19 protein-coding genes and 1 other RNA gene are annotated in these 18,996 nt (G+C 64.7%); 12 read left to right on the top strand and 8 right to left on the bottom strand.

Translation table 11 applies throughout. The features are described from left to right. Window positions 1–86 precede the first annotated feature (86 nt). The 6 genes from M2336_RS16420 to mscL form a co-directional block, all read right to left on the bottom strand. Window positions 87–2,732, bottom strand: coding sequence for a TonB-dependent receptor domain-containing protein (locus M2336_RS16420; RefSeq protein WP_264573310.1), 2,646 nt, complete (start codon window positions 2,730–2,732; stop codon window positions 87–89). 80 nt (window positions 2,733–2,812) lie between these two features. After that, a complete protein-coding gene (locus M2336_RS16425; protein ID WP_264573311.1) occupies window positions 2,813–4,420 on the bottom strand; it encodes a hypothetical protein in 1,608 nt (535 codons plus the stop codon). Between the two features lie 360 nt (window positions 4,421–4,780). Further along, on the bottom strand, window positions 4,781–5,137 hold the full coding sequence (locus M2336_RS16430; RefSeq protein ID WP_181560245.1) for a tetratricopeptide repeat protein: 357 nt from the start codon (window positions 5,135–5,137) through the stop codon (window positions 4,781–4,783). Between the two features lie 270 nt (window positions 5,138–5,407). Beyond that, window positions 5,408–5,798, bottom strand: a transfer-messenger RNA (tmRNA) gene (gene ssrA / locus M2336_RS16435). Between the two features lie 89 nt (window positions 5,799–5,887). Further along, the gene (locus M2336_RS16440) at window positions 5,888–6,148 is read right to left on the bottom strand and encodes a hypothetical protein (protein ID WP_264572283.1); all 261 of its coding nucleotides are present in this window, start codon (window positions 6,146–6,148) and stop codon (window positions 5,888–5,890) included. A 123-nt stretch (window positions 6,149–6,271) separates the two neighbouring features. Beyond that, window positions 6,272–6,700 carry a large conductance mechanosensitive channel protein MscL gene (mscL, locus tag M2336_RS16445; protein ID WP_264573312.1) on the bottom strand — a complete coding sequence of 143 codons (429 nt, stop codon included), beginning with the start codon at window positions 6,698–6,700 and terminating at the stop codon, window positions 6,272–6,274. A gap of 143 nt (window positions 6,701–6,843) precedes the next feature. On the opposite strand from mscL, the gene M2336_RS16450 reads away from it, so the two are divergent. The 10 genes from M2336_RS16450 to M2336_RS16495 all read left to right on the top strand — a co-directional run bounded on the left by M2336_RS16450 (window position 6,844) and on the right by M2336_RS16495 (window position 15,541). Continuing rightward, complete coding sequence (locus tag M2336_RS16450) at window positions 6,844–7,461, top strand: LemA family protein (protein ID WP_181560247.1); 618 nt, start codon at window positions 6,844–6,846, stop codon at window positions 7,459–7,461. Window positions 7,462–7,505: 44 nt separating this feature from the next. Further along, window positions 7,506–8,309, top strand: coding sequence for a TPM domain-containing protein (locus M2336_RS16455; RefSeq protein ID WP_264574903.1), 804 nt, complete (start codon window positions 7,506–7,508; stop codon window positions 8,307–8,309). 17 nt (window positions 8,310–8,326) lie between these two features. Beyond that, on the top strand, window positions 8,327–8,992 hold the full coding sequence (locus M2336_RS16460) for a TPM domain-containing protein (RefSeq protein WP_264573313.1): 666 nt from the start codon (window positions 8,327–8,329) through the stop codon (window positions 8,990–8,992). 44 nt (window positions 8,993–9,036) lie between these two features. Beyond that, window positions 9,037–9,543: an NUDIX hydrolase gene (locus M2336_RS16465; RefSeq protein WP_264574904.1), complete on the top strand. Its 507-nt coding sequence runs from the start codon at window positions 9,037–9,039 to the stop codon at window positions 9,541–9,543. 96 nt (window positions 9,544–9,639) lie between these two features. Beyond that, window positions 9,640–10,284, top strand: a complete 645-nt coding sequence (locus tag M2336_RS16470; protein ID WP_264573314.1) for a phosphoribosylanthranilate isomerase — start codon at window positions 9,640–9,642, stop codon at window positions 10,282–10,284. Between the two features lie 67 nt (window positions 10,285–10,351). Beyond that, entirely contained in the window at window positions 10,352–10,963 is a 612-nt protein-coding gene (locus tag M2336_RS16475; RefSeq protein WP_264573315.1) for a TIGR02281 family clan AA aspartic protease, read from the top strand. A gap of 216 nt (window positions 10,964–11,179) precedes the next feature. After that, window positions 11,180–12,436: a tryptophan synthase subunit beta gene (trpB, locus tag M2336_RS16480; RefSeq protein ID WP_264573316.1), complete on the top strand. Its 1,257-nt coding sequence runs from the start codon at window positions 11,180–11,182 to the stop codon at window positions 12,434–12,436. Then, window positions 12,433–13,242: a tryptophan synthase subunit alpha gene (gene trpA / locus M2336_RS16485; protein ID WP_264573317.1), complete on the top strand. Its 810-nt coding sequence runs from the start codon at window positions 12,433–12,435 to the stop codon at window positions 13,240–13,242. Before trpB ends, trpA begins: the two co-directional genes overlap by 4 nt. Further along, complete coding sequence (gene accD, locus M2336_RS16490) at window positions 13,239–14,093, top strand: acetyl-CoA carboxylase, carboxyltransferase subunit beta (RefSeq protein WP_264573318.1); 855 nt, start codon at window positions 13,239–13,241, stop codon at window positions 14,091–14,093. The genes trpA and accD overlap by 4 nt, the downstream gene beginning before the upstream one ends. 110 nt (window positions 14,094–14,203) lie before the next feature. After that, entirely contained in the window at window positions 14,204–15,541 is a 1,338-nt protein-coding gene (locus M2336_RS16495; protein WP_264593209.1) for a bifunctional folylpolyglutamate synthase/dihydrofolate synthase, read from the top strand. Window positions 15,542–15,550: 9 nt separating this feature from the next. On the opposite strand, the gene M2336_RS16500 is transcribed toward M2336_RS16495, so the two are convergent. Next, complete coding sequence (locus M2336_RS16500; RefSeq protein ID WP_264593210.1) at window positions 15,551–16,909, bottom strand: AmpG family muropeptide MFS transporter; 1,359 nt, start codon at window positions 16,907–16,909, stop codon at window positions 15,551–15,553. Between the two features lie 94 nt (window positions 16,910–17,003). Next, complete coding sequence (locus M2336_RS16505; protein ID WP_181560256.1) at window positions 17,004–17,441, bottom strand: response regulator; 438 nt, start codon at window positions 17,439–17,441, stop codon at window positions 17,004–17,006. Window positions 17,442–17,541: 100 nt separating this feature from the next. Between M2336_RS16505 and M2336_RS16510 the strand changes: the two genes are divergently transcribed. After that, window positions 17,542–18,444 (top strand): pseudouridine synthase, encoded by a 903-nt coding sequence (locus tag M2336_RS16510; RefSeq protein ID WP_264570927.1) that lies wholly within the window; start codon window positions 17,542–17,544, stop codon window positions 18,442–18,444. Beyond that, on the top strand, window positions 18,441–18,983 hold the full coding sequence (rsmD, locus tag M2336_RS16515) for a 16S rRNA (guanine(966)-N(2))-methyltransferase RsmD (protein WP_264570928.1): 543 nt from the start codon (window positions 18,441–18,443) through the stop codon (window positions 18,981–18,983). The genes M2336_RS16510 and rsmD overlap by 4 nt, the downstream gene beginning before the upstream one ends. Window positions 18,984–18,996: the final 13 nt, after the last annotated feature.

Raw genomic sequence — 18,996 nt, forward strand, 5'->3', positions numbered from 1 at the left:
GTCCCCATCCCGATCAAGCCCGCGCGCGAAAAAGGGCGACCATGGGGCCGCCCTCCTTCGTTCACGCTATGGGTGCGTCAATCGGATCAGAAATTGACGCTGAACGATGCCTCGACGCTCGTGCCGGGCTTGTAGAGATTGTAGTAGACCCGATTCACGCCGTTATCCTGAAATTCCTTGTACTTGGTGCCTGTGATGTTGCGCACCTCCAGCTTCAGCTCGCTTTCAACCCGGCCGAGCTGGATGCCCTGCCGCGCCACGAAATCGACCGTGAAGCCCGGCTGCTCGACAATGTCCGGCTGGCCGGAGAAGCCGCGCCGCGTCACGCGCTGGCTGGCATAGTTGATGAGGAAGGTCTGCTGCGAAAGGCGCGACGTGTCCTCGAGCCCGATCTGCATGTTGAGCAGGTGATCGGACTGGCCGGTCAGCGACGCGCCATCGCGGAACACGTTGGTCGCGACCTGCGGTGGCACGCCGTAGATCAACACCTGATCGTCCGCCTTCACCTTCAGCTTTGAGCGCGAATAGGTGTAGTTGAGGATCGTCACCACGCGCCGGTCCGGCGCCATGCCCCCCAGCGACCAGTATTTCTGCGTCTCGAACTCGACGCCGTAGAGATTGGCCTTGGGCGCGTTGGCAAAGCTGGTGGTGAAGCTGTTGTCGCCGACGGGCGAGATATAGGTCTCGATCGGGCGGTCGATCTTCTTGTAGAAGCCCGCCAGCGAGATGCGCTGATCCCGCGCGAAATACCATTCGTAGCGCAACTCGGCGTTGAACAATTCGCTATCGACCAGCAGCGGATTGCCCTGGAAGGACGTGTTGGTCTCCGGATCGTAATAGGATTGGAAGATCAACTCGCGGAACTGCGGGCGGGCGATGGTCTTGGAGGCATTGGCGCGCACCTGCATATCGCCGAACGCGTAAGTGAGCGTGGCGGTGGGGAGCCAATAGTCCTTCTTGAGACCCGTCGAGGCATTGGAACTGCTCGGAACGCTGAACACCTGGATCGGCCGCACCGCTTCAAAACCACGCTCGTAGCGAACGCCGGCGTTGAGATCGAGGCCGTCCATGAGCGTCGCCTGGATCTGGCCATAGGCGCCATGCACTTTCATGCGGGCGCGGAAGGCCGGATCGGTCTCGGTCGTCTCGAAGAGCTGGTAGCCGAAATATTTTGCGAGGTCGCCGTCCAGCAACAGATCGGGACGGAGCGCACCAACGCCAGCCGGGAAGCTGCCCGGCGCCTGGATGCGGAAGTCGCGCCGCTCGGAGGTGCGGATCGTCTTCATATAGGCATAGCCCACAGTCGCCCGCACAGTCGACAGCAGCGGGTAGGACAGGTCGATCCCGCCCGAGAGCAGGTTCTCATTTAGGTCCGAGAAGGAGAAGTTGGCCGTACCCACCTGCCCGCTCAGGCGGTTGATGTACTGATCGCCGAACGGATCGATGCTGGTCGGCGCGTTGGTGCGGACATAGGTGAAGCCGAGCTCGTAGGGCGCCTCGCGCTGCGAATTGGCGTAGCTGCCGCGCAGATCGACCTTCAGCTCGCCAAAGCGCAGCTCGCCAACCAACTGGGTGTTGATGAGCTGGCGCTCATACCAGGCGGTATCCTGATTGAGGAAATCGAACCCGGCGGACGCCGCGATCTGGCCGTTGGAGAGCCGCGCCTGCTTGATCGTGTCGCGAATGTAGAGGTTGGTCCAGCGCAGCTTCTGCTCGCCAAATTCCAGGCCAAAGCCGAGCAGGCCGTTGACGACCACGCGGTTGTCGGTCGCGACCGTGTGGAAATCGCTTCCGAGCTGCGACAGGTCCAGGCTGGCGGCTGACTGCTGGAGAATGTCGCGCGTGCGCCACTTGCTGCTCCAGCCGGCGCTGGCAATGACGCCGAGCGTCGACCCGCCAAGATCCAGGCTGGTGCCGGCGCTCAACGCCACGCTGCCGCTCGGCGGCATGTTGAAGTTGCGCTGGACGATGGCGTTCCGGCCGTTTGCGATCTGGCCGATGATGGCTGCCTGATCGACGCCCACGTCGCTGATCTTGGCGCCGCTGGCGAAAAACTGGGCCAGCGCCGGCGGCGTATCGCGCGCGCCATTGTCAAAGCCCGACCAGTCGGTGCGCGAGCCATAATAGGTATAGCCCAGGCGACCCGTGGTCTCGCTGTTGAAGCTGAGCCCGCCCGAGATGCTGAGGAAGGAGTCATCCGGGATCGCGCGGGTCGTGAGGTTGATCACGCCGCCACCGAACTCGCCGGGGAAATTGGCCGAATAGCTCTTCTGCACCAGCGACGAGGCGACGAGGCTGGTCGGGAAGAGATCGAGCGGAACGACGCGCTTGAGCGGCTCCGGGCTCGGCAATGGCGAGCCGTTGAGCAGCGCCAGCGAGTAGCGATCGCCCAGACCGCGCACATAGACATAGCCGTTGCCGACCACGCTAAGCCCGGTCACGCGCCCGAGGGCGCCGGCAATGTCGCCCTCACCGGTGCGGGCAATCGCTTCGGCCGAGAGCAAGGAGACGACGGCGGGTGCCGATCGCTCGATGTTCGCGCCGCGACGGCCGGTGACGATGATGTCGCCGCCGCCGGGAATGGAAACCTCTGCGGCATCGGCGGGTGCAGCCGCCGCTTCGCTCGCGCCGTCGGCGGTCTGCGCGGCATCCATGTCCTGAGCCCAGGCGGCGGATGCGGTCAATGCGGTTGTCACGAGCAGCAGACCCGCGAAACGGAGCGGCGTCACCATCGATAGTCCCCTTAAATCACTGTGGAGAGAGGCGGGCGGGTGCGCTGCGCATCCACCCGCCTCCATTGTCATCTATTGTGTCAGGCGGTCGGCAGCGACGTGCAGGCGCGGGTGGTGTCCGAGCCGTTGTCAAAGGTCGCCGTGCCGGAATTGCAGGTCCAACCCTGGTACCAGCTGTCATTGGCGTCCTTCACCGCGCCGATGTAGTTCACCGCCGTGAAGAAGGAGCCGAGGGTCGTCACGTCGAAGGCGCTGACGCCATTCTCGGTGATGCCGTTGACGAACACGCTCACCAGCGACGGGGTATAGGCTGCGCTATTGTTTGTGCCGGCCTGGAAGATGGCCTGCACGTCAGCCGCCGTCACGCTGTTCTTCCCGAAGAAGGCACCGCTGGACGGGCACTGCATCTGCACCGAGCGGAAAACGGGCGCGCCGGCTTCGTCGGTTGCGGCATCGACCGTGGCAGAAGCCGTCGCCGCCTGGCTGATGCCGAGGCAGGGGAAGTTCGGGCTGATGACGATGCTGTTGACCAGCGTGTAGTCGGCCGCACCACGGATGTAGACTAGCGCGCCGTTGCTGTTGGCCGTCGAACGACCGATGAACGTGGCGTTGGACACCTTGGTGTTCTGGCGCGGCGTGTTGGTGGTGAAGGCATTGTCGCTGTCCGCCTCGATGAACGAGTCGCCGGCGCCGCCGCCAGCGCGGTGGATGCCGAGGACGAACTGGATGTTCGCCTTCACGCCCGTGTCAGTGTCGAGGATGTCGTCCTCAGCGCCCGTCGACACGAAGTGCTTCATATTCACCACGCCACCGAAAGCTTCGACCGCATCGTCCGAGCTGTTGTGGCTCTGGATGTGATCGAGGGTCGTGGCCGAGCCGACACCGCCCAGCGTGAGCGACTGGAGCTCCGAGTTCGCGCCCAGCACATAACCAGAGTAGCGGATCTGGACGTAACGCATCGTACCGCTGTTATCCGCCACGATCTGACCGCCGAAATAGGCCGGGTCAGCCGCGCCCTCGGTCTGACGATAGCAATCATTGGAGCCCGGGGTCGCGCCGCCGATGGCGCAATCGGTGGTCGGCGCACGGCCGAGCAGCACAACGCCGCCCCACTGACCCGACTTGGAGTCGTCATTCAGACCAAGCACATTGTCGCGGCTGGTGAAAATGATCGGCTTTGCGACGGTGCCGACAGCGTTGATCTTGTTGCCGCGATTGACCGCCAGCCAGGAGACGCCGGTGCCGCCATAGACGATCACGCCAGGCTCGATCGTCAGCGTAACCGCGGGGATCGTGCAGCCGGAGGGGACCAGCGCATCCGAAGGACCGCGATCGCAACCGACATCGACTCGCCCGGGGAGCTGATACAGCAGGCCGGCGAGCTTGGGCAAAGTCACGTTCGCACGAATTTGTGCCGGAAGGCTGCAAACGCGCCAGGTGCCCGTGGAGCCCGTGATCGTGCCTGCGTCGGTCAGTCCCTGCGGATCTGCAATCGTGGGGCACCCGGCAGCCGGCGTCACGCTCGTTGTCGGCGTAGGTGTGGGCGTCGGCGACGGGGTGGGTGTCGGGTTGACGATGACATTGCCGCCCGTGCCCGGTGACGCGATATCCTGCGCACCGCAACCGGCGAGCAGCGGCAGGGCTACGCCTGCCAGCATGAAGTTGATAGTCCGATTGATCAGTTTCATCGTCGTCTCCGCTGCCGGATGTTCCGGATTTCGATTGCAGGACGGCCAACGGGAGTAGCGACTCTGTGAAGTCCCCCTTGCGCCCTCGGCGCGGCAGCTAGGCGATGAGTGTGACAGCGGGATGCAATCCCCGCGTCATCCGCGTGACGGATTCATGTCAGTTTTATTGCAGGGGCTTGGGGCAGCGACCGACCACATGGACGAGGCCGCGAAGATCGGCCCAACTTTCGGAAGCGGGAGGACGTACGGCATTGGAGCTGCCGGTGGCGGGCGCGCCGTACCCCTCAATAGAAAAAGGTGCGCAAGACCTGCGTCCGCGCACCTTTTCGGGATGATGTCCGGCCGGAAGCCGGATCGGCCTCAATGCTGATCGAGGCGCGCCAGCAGGGTGCGGGCGACGGCGTGGCTCGAATAGCTGGCGCCATCGGCCAGATCGAGCTGCTCGGCGGGCAGCGACTGAACGCGCATCAGCGCCTCGCGCGCCTCAGCCTTGCGCTGCGTGCGCGCATAGACCGTCGCGATGTTGATGAGCCGCGCGGGATCCGCAGCATCGGTCATGCTGGCCGGCTGCAGCAAGCGCTCGGCTTCGTCCAGATTTCCGGCAGAAATGGCGGTGGCGGCATAGCTGCCCGTGGCGCCGCCGGTCTGAGCGATCGCGCCTGTGCAGCCCAGTGCCGCGAGCGCGGCGCCTCCTGCAATCAAAATCTTGAAATTCATGACAATTCCTCTCGTATCTTTTGAAATCTTACCGAGAGTATTTCAGTTTTATGACTCGCTATCAATATTCGAACAAAAATTTTTAAATTAACAAAATCATAAGGATAGTCATGATTTTTTGTATGTACGTACGAGAGTAACATTTTGTCATAATTCTGTAATATTCATGATTCTGGGCTTTGCAGCGACGCTTGGGCGCGAAACGCCAGAACCGCGCGAAGCAGCGCCCCAAAGAAGTCGGGTCTTCAAAAGCTGTGCGAGAAGGGCTGAGGTGGGGAGCTTCTGTTGCCCGGCGCTCCCCGTGCCGCTGGAATCCGATTCTGTTGCCCGGTTCGGTCCAACCGCGTTCTGTTAGGGTAATGTCAGGCCGTGAGGCCCTCAATTACGCTGCAAGAGCAAGTGCTTCGTTATCGTTGGCACTTATGGGTTTTGAGCCTTGAACGGGTTACTCAGCCCGGGCAAAAACAGCGTTTTTCAACACACGTCGATCCTAGTTCGGCCCCGTCAGGAACAGTTCTTCCTGAAAGGAAGAGCCACTTCTGGTGGAGCCGCCGGGTACCGCCCCCGGGTCCGCTGCGCCTATTACACGCCGCAGTTTATCGCCATAGCCGGACAAGCCGGCAGATCCTCATATAGGGATCAATTCGCGGTTGAGAAGCCCGCAGACGCAAACAGCCCGGCATAATCCCTGTGGACTATGCCGGGCCGGTCGAACCAAACGCTCAGCGAGCGTTCAGATCAATTGGCAATTCACTTGGCCGCGTCGATCGCGTCAGCCTTCTCGTCGCCCATGTTCCGCACGGCATCCGCACGATTTTCAAGACGATCCACGGCGTTTTCCGCGCGGTCTTCAGCAGCGCCGTTCATGTGGTCGCTCGCCTGCTCAAGCTGGTCAGCCTGGTTGTCAATCGCGTCCGCCCGGTTGTCATAGGCATCTTCGACGTTCTGCGCTTCCTTGGAATCGCATGCGGCCAGCGTCAGGGCTACGCCTGCAGCGGCAAGGATCATCATGGGTTTCACGCGTCTGTCTCCTGTTAGGTCCCGCCATCTGTCACGAGACTGCAAACAAAACCCCCGCAGCGACAAAGGTTCCCGGCTCGGCAACCTTTCGTTCACCCCAATGCGACGGACCGATCAGGGCTTCGCCTTCAGAACGTCGCGGATTTCCTTGAGAAGATCGACCTCAGAGGGGCCAGCGGGCGCTGCAACTTCCTCCGCTTTTTTCTTAACGAAGAAGCGGTTGGCCTGCCGCACGATCAGGAAAATGACGAACGCCAGAATGAAGAACTTGATCACCGCCGTGATGAACGAGCCATAAGCGAACACCGGCACCGCCGCAGCCTTCATGGCCTCCAGCGTGGGCTCCGTCCCGTCGGGGACGGCGGCCAGCGGAACGAAGTAGTTGGAGAAATCCAGGCCGCCGAGCAACGCGCCGATGATCGGCATGATGAGATCGTCCGTCACCGAACTGACGATGGCGCCGAAGGCTGCGCCGATGATGACGCCCACGGCGAGATCGAGGACATTGCCCCGTGCGATGAAGGCTTTGAATTCGGTCAGCATCGTGTTTCTCCCCTGCCGTCTGCGGGCTGCTGATGATGGATTTGGATGATGCGGGGCAGCTAAGCCCGTTGCGGGCGGGCAATCAACACCCTATTTAGCGTATCACTCAAGCGATACACCGCCTTATGAGGGGACAGACCGCCATGGCCACGCTTTCATCGCCATTCAAAGCACTGCGCATGTTTCTGCTGCTTGCCTTGCCGCTGGCGCTGGCGGCCTGCGGCATCAATTCGGTGCCCACCGCCGAGGAAAATGCCAAGGCCAAATGGGCTGACGTGCAGGCGGCTTATCAGCGCCGGGCCGATCTTATTCCCAATCTCGTCGCCGTCGCGCGCAATTCCGCGCAGATCGAGCGAGAGACGCTGGAAGGCGTGATCAGTGCCCGCGCGTCCGCGACGCAGGTGCAGGTCACTGCAGATCAACTGAGCGACCCGGCCAAGGTCCAGGCGTTTCAGGCCGCGCAGAACAATGTGAGCGGCGCCCTCTCCCGCCTGCTTGTCACCGTCGAGCGCTATCCCGACCTCAAGAGTCAGGAGCGCTTCGCGGACCTGATGACCCAGCTTGAGGGCACGGAAAACCGCATCAACATCTCGATCCGCGACTATAATCTCGCGGTGCAGGATTATAACACGCGCATCCGCACCTTCCCGGAGATGATCGGCGCCAAGCTGATCCATGGCGCCAAGCCGCTGACGCCCTTCGAGGCCAAGGCCGGCGCTGACACCACGCCGGATGTCGGCGCGATGTTCAACGGCAATTGACCCGTTCCCACCGCCCTGTCGCGCCGGCCATCGTGCCGGCGCTGATGCGCTTTATGCTGGTGCTGGTCGCGCTGCTCATGCTGCGGCCGGATGCGGCGCTTGCCCAGAGCTTTCCCGCGCTGACGGGGCGGGTGGTGGACGGCGCCGACATTCTCGACCCCGCCACAGAGGCAGCCCTTACCCAGCAATCCGAAACGTTGGAAAAAACCACCGGGCGCCAGCTGGTCGTGGCGACCGTGCCGGACCTCAATGGCTATGAGATCAGCGATTATGGCTATCGGCTTGGTCGCGCCTGGGGCATCGGCGAGAAGGACACCAACAGCGGCGTGTTGTTGCTGGTCGCGCCGAACGAGCGCCGGCTGACCATTCAGGTCGGCTATGGTCTGGAGCCGATCCTGACCGATGCGCTATCCGGCCGCATCATCCGCGATGTCATCACGCCGCGCTTCCGCGATGGGGATTTTCCGGGTGGCATCAGCGCGGGCGTCGCCGAGATCGTGCGCATTCTCGAACTGCCGCCCGAAGAACAGCGCAAGCTCGCCTCGGCCGCGGCCGAGCAGGACAAGCGCCAGGCGGGCAAGGGCTTCGGGCCGGCGATCTTCCTCGCAATCTTCATATTGTTCTTCGTCGTGCTGCCCATTTTCGGGCGGTTGCGCGGCGGCCGGCGCTATCGCGGCGGCATCCACCCCATCATCATCTGGGGGGCGGAAGCGGCCATTCGCAGCGCGCTCAACAGTCGCGACAATGATGGCGGCGGCTGGGGTGGCGGCGGTGGCTGGGGCGGCGGTGGCGGATTTTCCGGCGGTGGTGGCAGCTTCGGCGGCGGCGGCGCGAGCGGAGGCTGGTGATGGGCAGGCGGATTTCCATGAGCGAGGCCGATCATCGCATCGTCACCGATGCTGTGGCGAAGGCTGAACTGAAGACAGACGCGGAGATCGTGACCATCGTCGCGCGCCGCTCGGATGCCTATCATGATGTCGGGCTGCACTGGTCCTTGCTGTTCGTGCTGCTGGTGCCGCTGATTGCTGCCGCCTTCCCCGCAGCCTATGAGCGTGCCTTGATCGGCCTGACCGGCGGCTGGCATCATGAGTTGCCGCGACACCTGCTCTACCTGCTGATGTTCGGGCAGATGTGCCTGCACTTCCTCGTGATGCGCTATCTGCTGGCGATCCCAGCGCTGCGGATGCTGGCGACGCCCGGCGCGACCAAATCGCGGCGGGTGCGGCGGCGCGCTCTGCTGCTGTTCCGTACTTCGGCCGAGGCGCGGACCCGCCGCCTTACGGGCATGTTGCTCTACCTCTCGCTGGATGAGCATCGCGCGGAAATCGTGGCAGACGAAGCCATCGCCTCGCGCGTGTCGCCGGAAGTCTGGGGCGAAGCAATGGCTGCGATGATCGACGAAGTGCGCGCCGGGCGCATCGCGCAAGGCATGGCGCTCGCCATCGAGAAGGCCGGCCTCATCCTTGCCGAACATTGCCCCAAGAGCGCCGACAATCCCAATGAGTTGCCGGATCGGCCGATCGAACTGTGAGCGACGCCACCCCTGAAGACGAGTTCCGCTTCCCCGAGGAAGCCATGTGGGAGGGCCGGTTCATTACCGCCAAGAGGCGCGGGCGGTGGGAATATGTCTCGCGCGCTCGCGGCATCCGCGCCGCCGTCATCATCGCCATGGATGAGGGCACGGACGGGCGCCATATTCTGCTGGTCGACCAGTTTCGCGTCCCCCTCGGGCGGCGCTGCATCGAACTGCCCGCCGGGCTGGTGGGCGACGAGTCGGCTGGCGAAGAGCCGGGCCTCGCGGCCGCGCGCGAACTGGAGGAGGAAACCGGCTATCGCGCAGGCCGCATGGAGGATCTGGGCGAATATTGGAGCTCGCCCGGTATGGTTTCGGAAAGTTTCACCCTGTTCCGCGCCTTCGATCTTGAGAAAGTGGGCGACGGCGGCGGCGTTCCCGGCGAGGACATCCGCGTTCACCGCGTCCCGCTCGCCGGCTTCGCCGACTGGATCGCAGGCCGCCGCGCGGAAGGCTATGCGGTGGACGTAAAGCTACTCACGCTGCTCGGCGGCGCGATGATCCGCTGAGGCTGTTCCGCTGCGTTGCGCTGATAGCGATCCTCCCCTACCTAGCCCGCCAACCGGCTGCGAGCGCCGGCGACACCCAACCGGATGCCATTGTTCATGCCCAAGGTCGCCATCAAGATTTGCGGGGTCAAGACCGCCGAAGCTATCGATGCGGCCGTGCGGGGCGGCGCGAGCCATGTCGGCCTTAATTATTTCCCGCCCAGCCCGCGTTATCTCGCGCCCGATCGGGTGAGCCTCATCGCCGCGCGGGTGCCGGCCCATGTGAAGCGGGTGGGTGTTCTTGTGGATCCGAGCGATGATCTGATCGATACACTGGTCGCTGCCGGCGGCATGGAGATTGCCCAGTTGCATGGACGAGAGACGCCGGAACGGGCTGCGGCCATCCGCCAGCGCACCGGGCTGGAGGTCTGGAAAGTCATCTCCGTGAAGACCGCCGGCGATCTCGCGACCGGTGCGGCTTTCGCCGGCGCGGCCGACTTCCTGCTTTACGATGCCAAGACGCCCGACGGCGCGGTGCTGCCCGGCGGCATGGGCCTGCGTTTTGATTGGCGCCTCCTCGCCGGCCATCGCCCGCCCCTGCCCTGGGGCCTCTCGGGCGGGCTGGACGCGGAGAATGTCGCCGATGCCATTCGCCTGACTGGCGCGCCGCTGGTGGATGTCTCTTCCGGCATCGAGAGCGCGCCGGGCGTCAAGGATGTGGCCAAGATCTCTGACTTTTGCCGTGCGGCGCAGGCTGGCTGATTGGATCCCCCTGGCGGTTCGCGGACGCTGTGCGGGATCGAATGCACGTGATTGCGGTTGAGCTTTCATGCCGATGACGACCAACCCCGAATGGCTTCACCTTGCGCTCTATGCGGGCGGTGCGGCGCTGATCCTCATTCTGATCTTCAAAATCCCCTATGTGGGGCGGGCTTTGCGCGCCCTGTTTTCGTTCGCCTTGCTGGCGTTTGCCTTGTTCGTGCTGTTCCAGCAGGCGCCATTCGACCCGTCCCTGTCCCGATTCAGCAGCCGGCTCGGCGTCGACTCTCAGCAAGTCGTGGGCGACGAGGTGCGCATCCGGATGTCGCCCGACGGCCATTTCTGGGCGACAGCGCAAATCAATGGCGTCGACCGGCGGATGCTCATCGATAGCGGCGCCACCGTCACAGCGCTGTCCACGGGGACGGCGGACCTCGCAGGCGTGCCCCGCGGGGCCAGCCTGCTGCCGGTCGTGCTCCAGACGGCGAACGGTACGGTGCAGGCGGAAACGGGCACGGTCGAGCGCCTCGCGATCGGCCCGCTGACAGCCCGAAATCTCAAGGTCGTGATATCCCCCGCGCTGGGTGACATTGACGTGCTGGGGATGAACTTTCTCTCCCAACTGGCCTCCTGGCGCGTGGAGGAGCGAACCCTGATCCTCGTGCCCGCCCCGCCCGCCTGATGGATCAGGACCGAGGGCAAAACGGGCGCCGCTCGCGCAACTGCCCCAAAGGCCAGCCGCCGAATGCGTCAATGCGGTGGACAAGGCCGCGACCTTCTGCAAAGCGGTTGGGAATGATGACACTGCCTGCCATAGCCAGATGCATCGGGACACGATGGCGCTGATCGCTCGACCCTTTCGACGCGACCCGACCCCAGTGACCAAGAGAGACGCACAGTGACTGCTGCAACCACCCTCCCCAATTCCCGCCCCAATTCCTTGCGCGCCCTGCCCGACGAGCGCGGCCATTTTGGCCAGTTCGGTGGCCGTTATGTGGCCGAGACGCTGATGCCGCTCATCCTCGACCTGGAGCGCGAGTATCGCGCCGCCAAGGAAGACCCGGCTTTCGAAGCCGAGTTCAATGGCCTGATGACGCATTATGTCGGCCGCCCCTCGCCGCTCTACTTCGCGGAACGGCTGACCGCTTATTATCGCGAGCGCGCCAAGCCCGGTTTCGGCGCCAAGATCTATTTCAAGCGCGAGGAGCTCAATCACACTGGCGCGCACAAGATCAACAATTGCATCGGCCAGATCCTGCTCGCGATCCGCATGGGCAAGACGCGGATCATCGCCGAGACCGGCGCAGGCCAGCATGGCGTGGCGACGGCGACCGTTTGTGCCCGCTTTGGCCTGCCGTGCACCATCTTCATGGGCGCCAAGGACATCGAGCGGCAGCAGCCCAACGTCTTCCGCATGAAGCTGCTCGGCGCGGAAGTGCGCCCCGTCACCAGCGGATCGCAAAGCCTCAAGGATGCAATGAATGAAGCGCTGCGTGACTGGGTGGCGACGGTGGAGAACACCTTCTACATCATTGGCACCGCCGCAGGTCCGCACCCCTATCCAGAGCTGGTGCGCGACTTTCAGAGCGTGATCGGCAGGGAAACCCGCGAGCAGATGCTGGCTGCCGAAGGGCGCCTGCCCGATCTGCTGATCGCGGCCGTGGGCGGTGGCTCCAACGCCATCGGTATGTTCCACCCGTTCCTCGATGATCCCGATGTAGCGATGGTCGGCACCGAGGCAGCCGGCCACGGCATCGATACGGACAAGCACGCCGCCAGCCTCACCGGCGGCAAGCCCGGCATCCTCCACGGCAACAAGACCTATTTGCTGCAGGACGAGGACGGCCAGATCACCGAGGCGCATTCGATCTCGGCGGGCCTCGATTATCCCGGCATCGGCCCCGAGCACAGCTGGCTGCATGAGAGCGGCCGCGTGCGCTATGTGCCGGTAACGGATGTGGCCGCACTCGACGCGTTCCAGCTCTGCTCGCAGCAGGAAGGCATCATTCCCGCCCTCGAAAGCGCCCACGCGCTCGCGGCGCTGGAGGCGGAAGCCACGGCGATGCCGCAGGACAAGCTGATCGTCGTCAACGTCTCCGGCCGCGGCGACAAGGACATCTTCACCGTCGCCCAGGCGCTGGGAGCGAAGATATGAACCGCCTCACCTCCACCTTCGCCCGCACCCGCTCAGAAGGGCGCGCCGCACTCGTCACCTTCGTCACCGGCGGCGATCCGACGCCTGCTGACACGGCCTCTGTGCTCGATGCATTGGTCGCGGGCGGCGCGGATGTGATCGAGCTGGGGATGCCGTTCACTGATCCCATGGCGGACGGGCAGGCCATTCAGTCCGCCAATCTGCGCGCGCTGGCGGCGGGGATCAGCACGGCGAAGATCTTCGAGATCGCCGCCGCCTTCCGGGCCCGCCATCCGGAGACGCCGCTGGTGTTGATGGGCTATGCCAACCCGATGACCGTACGCGGCGCCGACTGGTTCGCCGCCGAATGCGCCAAGGCGGGCGTCGATGGCGTGATTTGCGTCGACATTCCGCCCGAGGAAGATGCCGAGCTTGGCCCGGCGTTGCGCGGCGCCGGCGTCTCGCTCATCCGCCTTGCGACGCCGACCACGGATGCCGCGCGCCTGCCGGCCGTGCTGGAGGGCGCCTCGGGCTTTCTCTATTATGTGTCCGTCGCCGGCATCACCGGCTTGCAGCAGGCAGCGCAGACCAGCATCGAGTCCGCCGTCGCCAAGCTCAAGGCCGCAACCGATCTGCCCGTGGCCGTTGGCTTCGGCGTGCGCACGCCCGAGCAGGCCGCCGCCATCGGCGCGGTGGCTGAAGGGGTCGTCGTCGGCTCGGCCATCGTCGAGCTGGTCGGCAAGCATGGCGCCCAGGCCGCTGGCCCGGTCCGCGACTTCGTGGCGACCCTGCGCGCCGCGCTCAATCAGAAGGAGAAAGCCGCATGAGCTGGCTGAACCGCGTTCGCAATGCCCTGCCCTTCATCGCCAAGAAGGCCGAGACACCGGACAATCTCTGGCACAAATGCACGAGCTGCGGCCAGATGATCTTCCAGAAGGAATGGGACGAGAATCTCTCGGTGTGCCCGCGTTGCGACCATCATGGCCGGATCGGCCCGCACACCCGCTTCGCGCACATCTTCGATGAGGGCACGATTCACATCCTGCCCGCACCGGTGGTCAAGGAAGACCCGCTCAAGTTCCGCGATTCCAAGCGCTACACTGATCGCCTGAAGGCCGCCCGCGCGCAGACCGGCGACCAGGATGCGCTGATCAATGCCTCCGGCCGGATCGAGGGCCAGCCGGCTGTTGTCGGCGTGCAGAACTTCGCCTTCATGGGCGGCTCGATGGGCACGGCAGTTGGCGCGGCCTTGGTCGCGGGCGTGCAGGAAGCCGTGCGCCAGTCCTGCCCTTATGTGATCTTCACAGCCGCTGGTGGCGCGCGGATGCAGGAGGGCATCCTCTCGCTGATGCAGATGCCCCGCGCCACCGTCGCCGTGCAGCAACTGCGCGCGGCTGGCCTGCCCTACATCGTGGTGCTGACCGATCCAACCACCGGGGGCGTCACCGCCAGCTATGCGATGCTGGGCGACGTGCAGATTGCCGAGCCCAATGCGCTGATCGCCTTCGCCGGTGCCCGCGTGATCGAGAACACCATCCGCGAGAAGCTGCCCGAGGGCTTCCAGCGGGCCGAATATCTGCTCGCACACGGCATGATTGACATGGTGACGCATCGCAAGGAAATGAAGGCGACGCTGGCCAAGACGATCGGCTATCTGACGACGAAGCAAGCGGCATAAAACCACCGATTTCCGTCCCGTCCGCGCCTGCCTGAGGACTCGCCGACCTGCGCAGCAGGGCGGGTCTCCCGGCAAGCAGGCCGGGCGGTACCTGACCCAGAGGCCTTGCGATGGCTGACCACGCCGTTTCCGACCACCCTGCTGTGCAGGCACAACTCGATCGCCTGATGGCGCTTTCGCCCGGCCGTGACGTGCTGGGGCTGGAGCGTATCAGCGAACTCGTCCGCCGGCTGGGCAACCCGCATCTGGAGATGCCGCCGGTCTTCCATGTGGCCGGCACCAACGGCAAGGGATCGACCTGCGCCTATCTGCGCGCGGCGCTGGAAGCGGACGGCAGGAGCGTCCATGTCTTCACCTCCCCCCATCTCGTGCGGTTCAACGAGCGCATTCGCCTCGCCGGTACGTTGATCGACGATGACACGCTCGCCCGCGCGCTGGAGCAGGTGCTCGACATCGGCGGCGATCTGAACGCCAGCTTCTTCGAGATCACCACCGCCGCAGCTTTCATGCTGTTCGCCACCGTGCCGGCGGATGCCTGCGTGATCGAGGTCGGCTTAGGCGGACGGCTGGACGCGACGAACGTGATACAGTCGCCGGTCGCCTGCGGTATCGCCTCGCTGGCGATCGACCATGAGAGCTTCCTGCTCGCGCCGGACCATGACGTGCCGGAAGACCCGCTGAGCCGCATCGCCTTTGAGAAGGCCGGCATCGCCAAGGCCGGGGCGCCATTGGTCACCCAGCATTATCGCCCGGCGATGAACGCCACGATCGCCCGCGTGGCCGACAAGGTGGGTGCCGCGCATCTGCCGCGCGGGCGGAGCTGGGACATCGCCGAATATCAGGGACAGTTGCATTATCGCGACGAAGCCGGGCGCATCGAATTGCCGATGCCCCGCCTCCACGGCGCCCACCAGATTTCCAATATGGGCCTCGCCATTGCGATGCTCCGTCACCAGCAGGCGGTGCCCCTGCCCGAGGCCGCGCTGCGCGCCGCACCGCTCTGGGCGCACTGGCCCGCGCGCATGCAGCGTCTGGAAGGCGGTCCGCTCAACGCGATGCTGCCCGGGCGGACGCTGATGCTCGATGGCGGGCATAATCCCGATGCCGGCAAGGCGCTGGCCGATGCGCTGACGGAAAGCCATCTGGCCGATGAGGGCATCGACCTGATCATCGGCATGCTCTCGAACAAGGACGTCGCCGGCTTCCTCAAGCCGCTCCGCCCCTTGATCCGCTCGATCCGCTCCGTGCCGGTGCCCGGCCATGAGCATCACGGGCCGGAGGTCTTCGCGCAAGTTGCCCGTGCCTGGGAGGTGCCGCATCGTAGCTTCACCACGATCCAGGAGGCGCTGACGGATGTCGCCGCCGGACCGCGACGCACGGTCCTGATGGCGGGTACGCTCTATCTGGCCGGGCAGGTGCTGGTCGCGAACAACCAGCCGCCGGTCTGAGGCGCGTCGCTAATCGTCCTGCGTGCTGGGCTGTCTAACGGACTCCACCACGAAGCCTTTCGTCCACATGATCCAGAGCAGGATCATGCCCGGGATCGCTGCCACGACGGTGAACGCCCAGAAACCGACCCAGCCCAGCCCCTCGGCGAGATAGCCCGAAGGCGTCGAGAGCCATGTCCGGCCGACTGCGGCGAAGGATGAGAGCAAAGCAAACTGCGTCGCGGTATAAGCCAGGCTCGACAGGCCGGACAGATAGGTGACGAACACCGTCAGGCCGATGCCGCTGGTGAAATTCTCCGTCCCCACCGCCAGCGCGAGCATCGGCGTCGAATGTCCGGCCACGGCCAGCGCGCAGAACAGCAGGTTGGAGAGCATCATCATCGCACCGGAGACGAACAAAGCACGCCCCATGCCCAGCCGGGCGATGAACGGTGCGCCCAGCGCCGACCCGGCAATCAGCGCGGCAAAGCCGAAGAACTTGTTGACGGTGACATATTCGGTGTCGGTAAAGCCCAGCTCGACGATCATCGGCGCCAGCATCACCTGCCCCATGGCATCGCCGATCTTGTAGATCAGCACGAAGCCCAGGACGAGAAAGGCGCCGTGGCGGGAGAGGAACTCACGGAACGGATTGACGATGGTCTCCTTGAGCCAGTCGCCCATCGCCAGCCCTTCGCGGACCGCGCGGTGCTCCACATAGCGCCCCGGCCCCGCCAGCAGCGCGCCAATCGCTGCCGGGAGCACGCAAAAGGCAGTGATGCCATAGGCGACGGCCCAACCCAGCCCGGCGCCTTCAGTGGAGGCGAGGAAGATCGTCCCAGCGCCGGCCAGCAGATTGCCGGTGCGATAGCCGAACTGGTTCATCGCCGTACCGTGCGGCAGTTCCTGCTCGCTCAGGATTTCGATGCGATAGGCATCGATCACGATGTCCTGCGTGGCGGAGAGGAAGGCGACGGCGATGGCCCAGAGCGCAAAGCGCGCCAGATCGGTCGCCGGATCGCTGGCGCCCAGTTGCCAGATCGCGCCAAACAGCAGCGCCTGAATGAAGAACAGCCACGCGCGCCGCTGCCCGAACAAGCGGGTGAGCACAGGCAGCGGCACCTTGTCGACAAGAGGCGCCCACAGGAATTTGAGCGTGTAGGGGGTCGTCAGGCCGATAGCGAAGCCGATCGTGGACTTGTCGATGCCGACCTTGGAGAGCCAGAAGGTCATGGTCGCCAGCAGCAGCGTCAGCGGAAAGCCGCTCGATATGCCGAGCAGGAACGCGACGAACGGCATGGGCCGCAAATAGGGACGAAAGCTTGGAACGAAGAAGCCGCTCGCCACGACTGCACCGACAATCACGGCGAATATGAGGGTCTGCGACATGCACACTCCGACTGCTTGGGCCTGAACGCGCAGTCTTAGAGCGCTATGCCGGAATTCAAAGCATCGTTTTTGCCGGCGCGCCTCAGCGCAGCCCTCAGTTGCGCTTGAAGAGCTTCAGCCCCGCCGGCAGCCGGCCCGGCGAACGCCCGCCTATCACCCGCTCGCACACGCCAATGGCACGGATAAGATCGCGCGGCAGAAACGGCTTGGAGAGGCATCCCAGCGCAATGTCCTGATCGCGCGCTTCCTCCGGGCAGGTGGCCGTCGCGAACAGCACGGCGATGCCGAGTTCGCGGGCATGGCGGGCCAACTCGACGCCCGAGCGGACACCGGCAAGCCGCACATCGGTCACCACCAGATCGACCGCGCCCTGTTCGAGGATGATCGCCGTCGCTTCCCGGAAGCGATCGACCGTCGCGACCACCTCATAGCCGGCCGTCTGGAGTGTGTGTTCTTCATCGAACGCGAGCAGCGGCTCATCCTCGACGATCAGGATGCGGCGTATTCGCTGCGTCTCCTTCGAGAAAAACATTGCCGCCTCATTCCCGTTGCGCCAAACCGCAGACCGAAAACGGATCGATCCCGGCGCACAAAAACGCTAGGTCGCGCGGCTGCGATTCGCCAGTGCAGCGATGACACAGCCGCCCCAAAAACGGACACAGATTTTGTCGAACACTCGTGGACCTTCCGGACCTCGCCGTCCCCAGCGCCCTGTAGCCGGTGCTACCGATCGTCGAGCCCAGCCGCCCAGAGCGCGCCGGGGCGCAGGCCGCGTCGCGCCGCAGGTGCGCCAGGCCGCCGATGATGGCACCGCGCGAGAGGGCGAGCGCATTGCCAAGCTGATGGCCCGCGCGGGCGTCGCCTCCCGCCGGGATGTCGAGCGGATGATCGCCGAAGGGCGCGTGGCGCTGAACGGCACGCTGGTGGAAACGCCCGCAACGCTGCTCAAGTCGCTGCGCGGCGTGACGGTGGATGGTGTGGCGGTGAAAGAACCCGCACCGGCCCGCATGTTCCTGTTCCACAAACCCGCAGGTCTCCTCACCACCGCCAAAGACCCCGCCGGGCGTCCGACCATTTATGATCGCCTGCCCGCCGACCTGCCGCGCGTGATGCCGGTCGGCCGGCTCGATCTCAACACGGAAGGTCTGCTGCTGCTCACCACCGATGGCGAGCTGAAGCGGCAGCTGGAATTGCCCTCGACCGGTGTCGAGCGCACCTATCGCGCGCGTGCCTTCGGGGAGATCAGCCAGGCCCAGCTTGAAGAACTGATCGAGGGCGTCGAGATTGAGGGGATGCGCTATGGCCGCATCGACGCCAATCTGGAGCGGCGGACCGGGCGCAATCAGTGGATTGAAATGACGCTGACCGAAGGCAAGAACCGCGAAGTGCGGCGCGTGCTCGAACATCTCGGCCTCAAGGTCAGCCGGCTGATCCGGACCCGCTACGGTCCCTTCGTGCTGGGCGATTCCGCGCCGGGTGAAGTGGCCGAGGTGCGCCAGGTCGATCTCATCAAGTTCCGCAAGACGCTCAAATGAGGATCATCTCAGGACAATGGCGGGGCCGCCCCCTGGTGGCGCCAGTCGGCGAGGAAACGCGCCCTACAGCGGATCGCACACGCGAGACACTGTTTTCGATGCTGACCAGCCGGCTTGGTTCGTTCGAAGGGCTGGCGGTGGGCGATTTCTTTGCCGGCTCCGGCGCGCTGGGCTTTGAGGCGCTCTCTCGCGGGGCAGCGACATGCCTGTTCGTCGAGCGCGACCGGGCTGCGATCGCCGCCTTGCGTAAAAATGCCGAAAAGCTGGGACTGGCGCGTCCCGACATCCGCCAGAACGATGTTCTCGCGCTTGGCGCCACGTCAGCGCCGCTGGATGTGATTTTTATGGACCCGCCTTATGGCACCGGCGCGGGTGCCGTCGCCCTGGACAAGCTCGCCCGGCTCGGCTGGGTCGGCCCGAGCACCTGGGTGAGCATCGAGACCGAAAAGCGGGAAGAGATCGCGGTCAAAGGCTTCGATTGCGATGCCGAGCGCGTGGTCGGCAAGGCAAAATTGGTCCTCCTGAGGCCAGCGACCTAGACGGACGCCGACC

The organism is Sphingobium sp. B1D7B (assembly GCF_025961965.1).
Taxonomy (GTDB): Bacteria; Pseudomonadota; Alphaproteobacteria; order Sphingomonadales; family Sphingomonadaceae; genus Sphingobium.

Excerpts from the sequence above, each read along its gene's own strand:
- M2336_RS16420 (WP_264573310.1), bottom strand. The coding sequence starts at position 2,732 with ATGGTGACGCCGCTCCGTTTCGCGGGTCTGCTGCTCGTGACAACCGCA.
- M2336_RS16425 (WP_264573311.1), bottom strand. The coding sequence starts at position 4,420 with ATGAAACTGATCAATCGGACTATCAACTTCATGCTGGCAGGCGTAGCC.
- M2336_RS16430 (WP_181560245.1), bottom strand. The coding sequence starts at position 5,137 with ATGAATTTCAAGATTTTGATTGCAGGAGGCGCCGCGCTCGCGGCACTG.
- M2336_RS16440 (WP_264572283.1), bottom strand. The coding sequence starts at position 6,148 with ATGATGATCCTTGCCGCTGCAGGCGTAGCCCTGACGCTGGCCGCATGC.
- mscL (WP_264573312.1), bottom strand. The coding sequence starts at position 6,700 with ATGCTGACCGAATTCAAAGCCTTCATCGCACGGGGCAATGTCCTCGAT.
- M2336_RS16450 (WP_181560247.1), top strand. The coding sequence starts at position 6,844 with ATGGCCACGCTTTCATCGCCATTCAAAGCACTGCGCATGTTTCTGCTG.
- M2336_RS16455 (WP_264574903.1), top strand. The coding sequence starts at position 7,506 with ATGCGCTTTATGCTGGTGCTGGTCGCGCTGCTCATGCTGCGGCCGGAT.
- M2336_RS16460 (WP_264573313.1), top strand. The coding sequence starts at position 8,327 with ATGAGCGAGGCCGATCATCGCATCGTCACCGATGCTGTGGCGAAGGCT.
- M2336_RS16465 (WP_264574904.1), top strand. The coding sequence starts at position 9,037 with ATGTGGGAGGGCCGGTTCATTACCGCCAAGAGGCGCGGGCGGTGGGAA.
- M2336_RS16470 (WP_264573314.1), top strand. The coding sequence starts at position 9,640 with ATGCCCAAGGTCGCCATCAAGATTTGCGGGGTCAAGACCGCCGAAGCT.
- M2336_RS16475 (WP_264573315.1), top strand. The coding sequence starts at position 10,352 with ATGCCGATGACGACCAACCCCGAATGGCTTCACCTTGCGCTCTATGCG.
- trpA (WP_264573317.1), top strand. The coding sequence starts at position 12,433 with ATGAACCGCCTCACCTCCACCTTCGCCCGCACCCGCTCAGAAGGGCGC.
- accD (WP_264573318.1), top strand. The coding sequence starts at position 13,239 with ATGAGCTGGCTGAACCGCGTTCGCAATGCCCTGCCCTTCATCGCCAAG.
- M2336_RS16495 (WP_264593209.1), top strand. The coding sequence starts at position 14,204 with ATGGCTGACCACGCCGTTTCCGACCACCCTGCTGTGCAGGCACAACTC.
- M2336_RS16500 (WP_264593210.1), bottom strand. The coding sequence starts at position 16,909 with ATGTCGCAGACCCTCATATTCGCCGTGATTGTCGGTGCAGTCGTGGCG.
- M2336_RS16505 (WP_181560256.1), bottom strand. The coding sequence starts at position 17,441 with ATGTTTTTCTCGAAGGAGACGCAGCGAATACGCCGCATCCTGATCGTC.
- M2336_RS16510 (WP_264570927.1), top strand. The coding sequence starts at position 17,542 with ATGACACAGCCGCCCCAAAAACGGACACAGATTTTGTCGAACACTCGT.
- rsmD (WP_264570928.1), top strand. The coding sequence starts at position 18,441 with ATGAGGATCATCTCAGGACAATGGCGGGGCCGCCCCCTGGTGGCGCCA.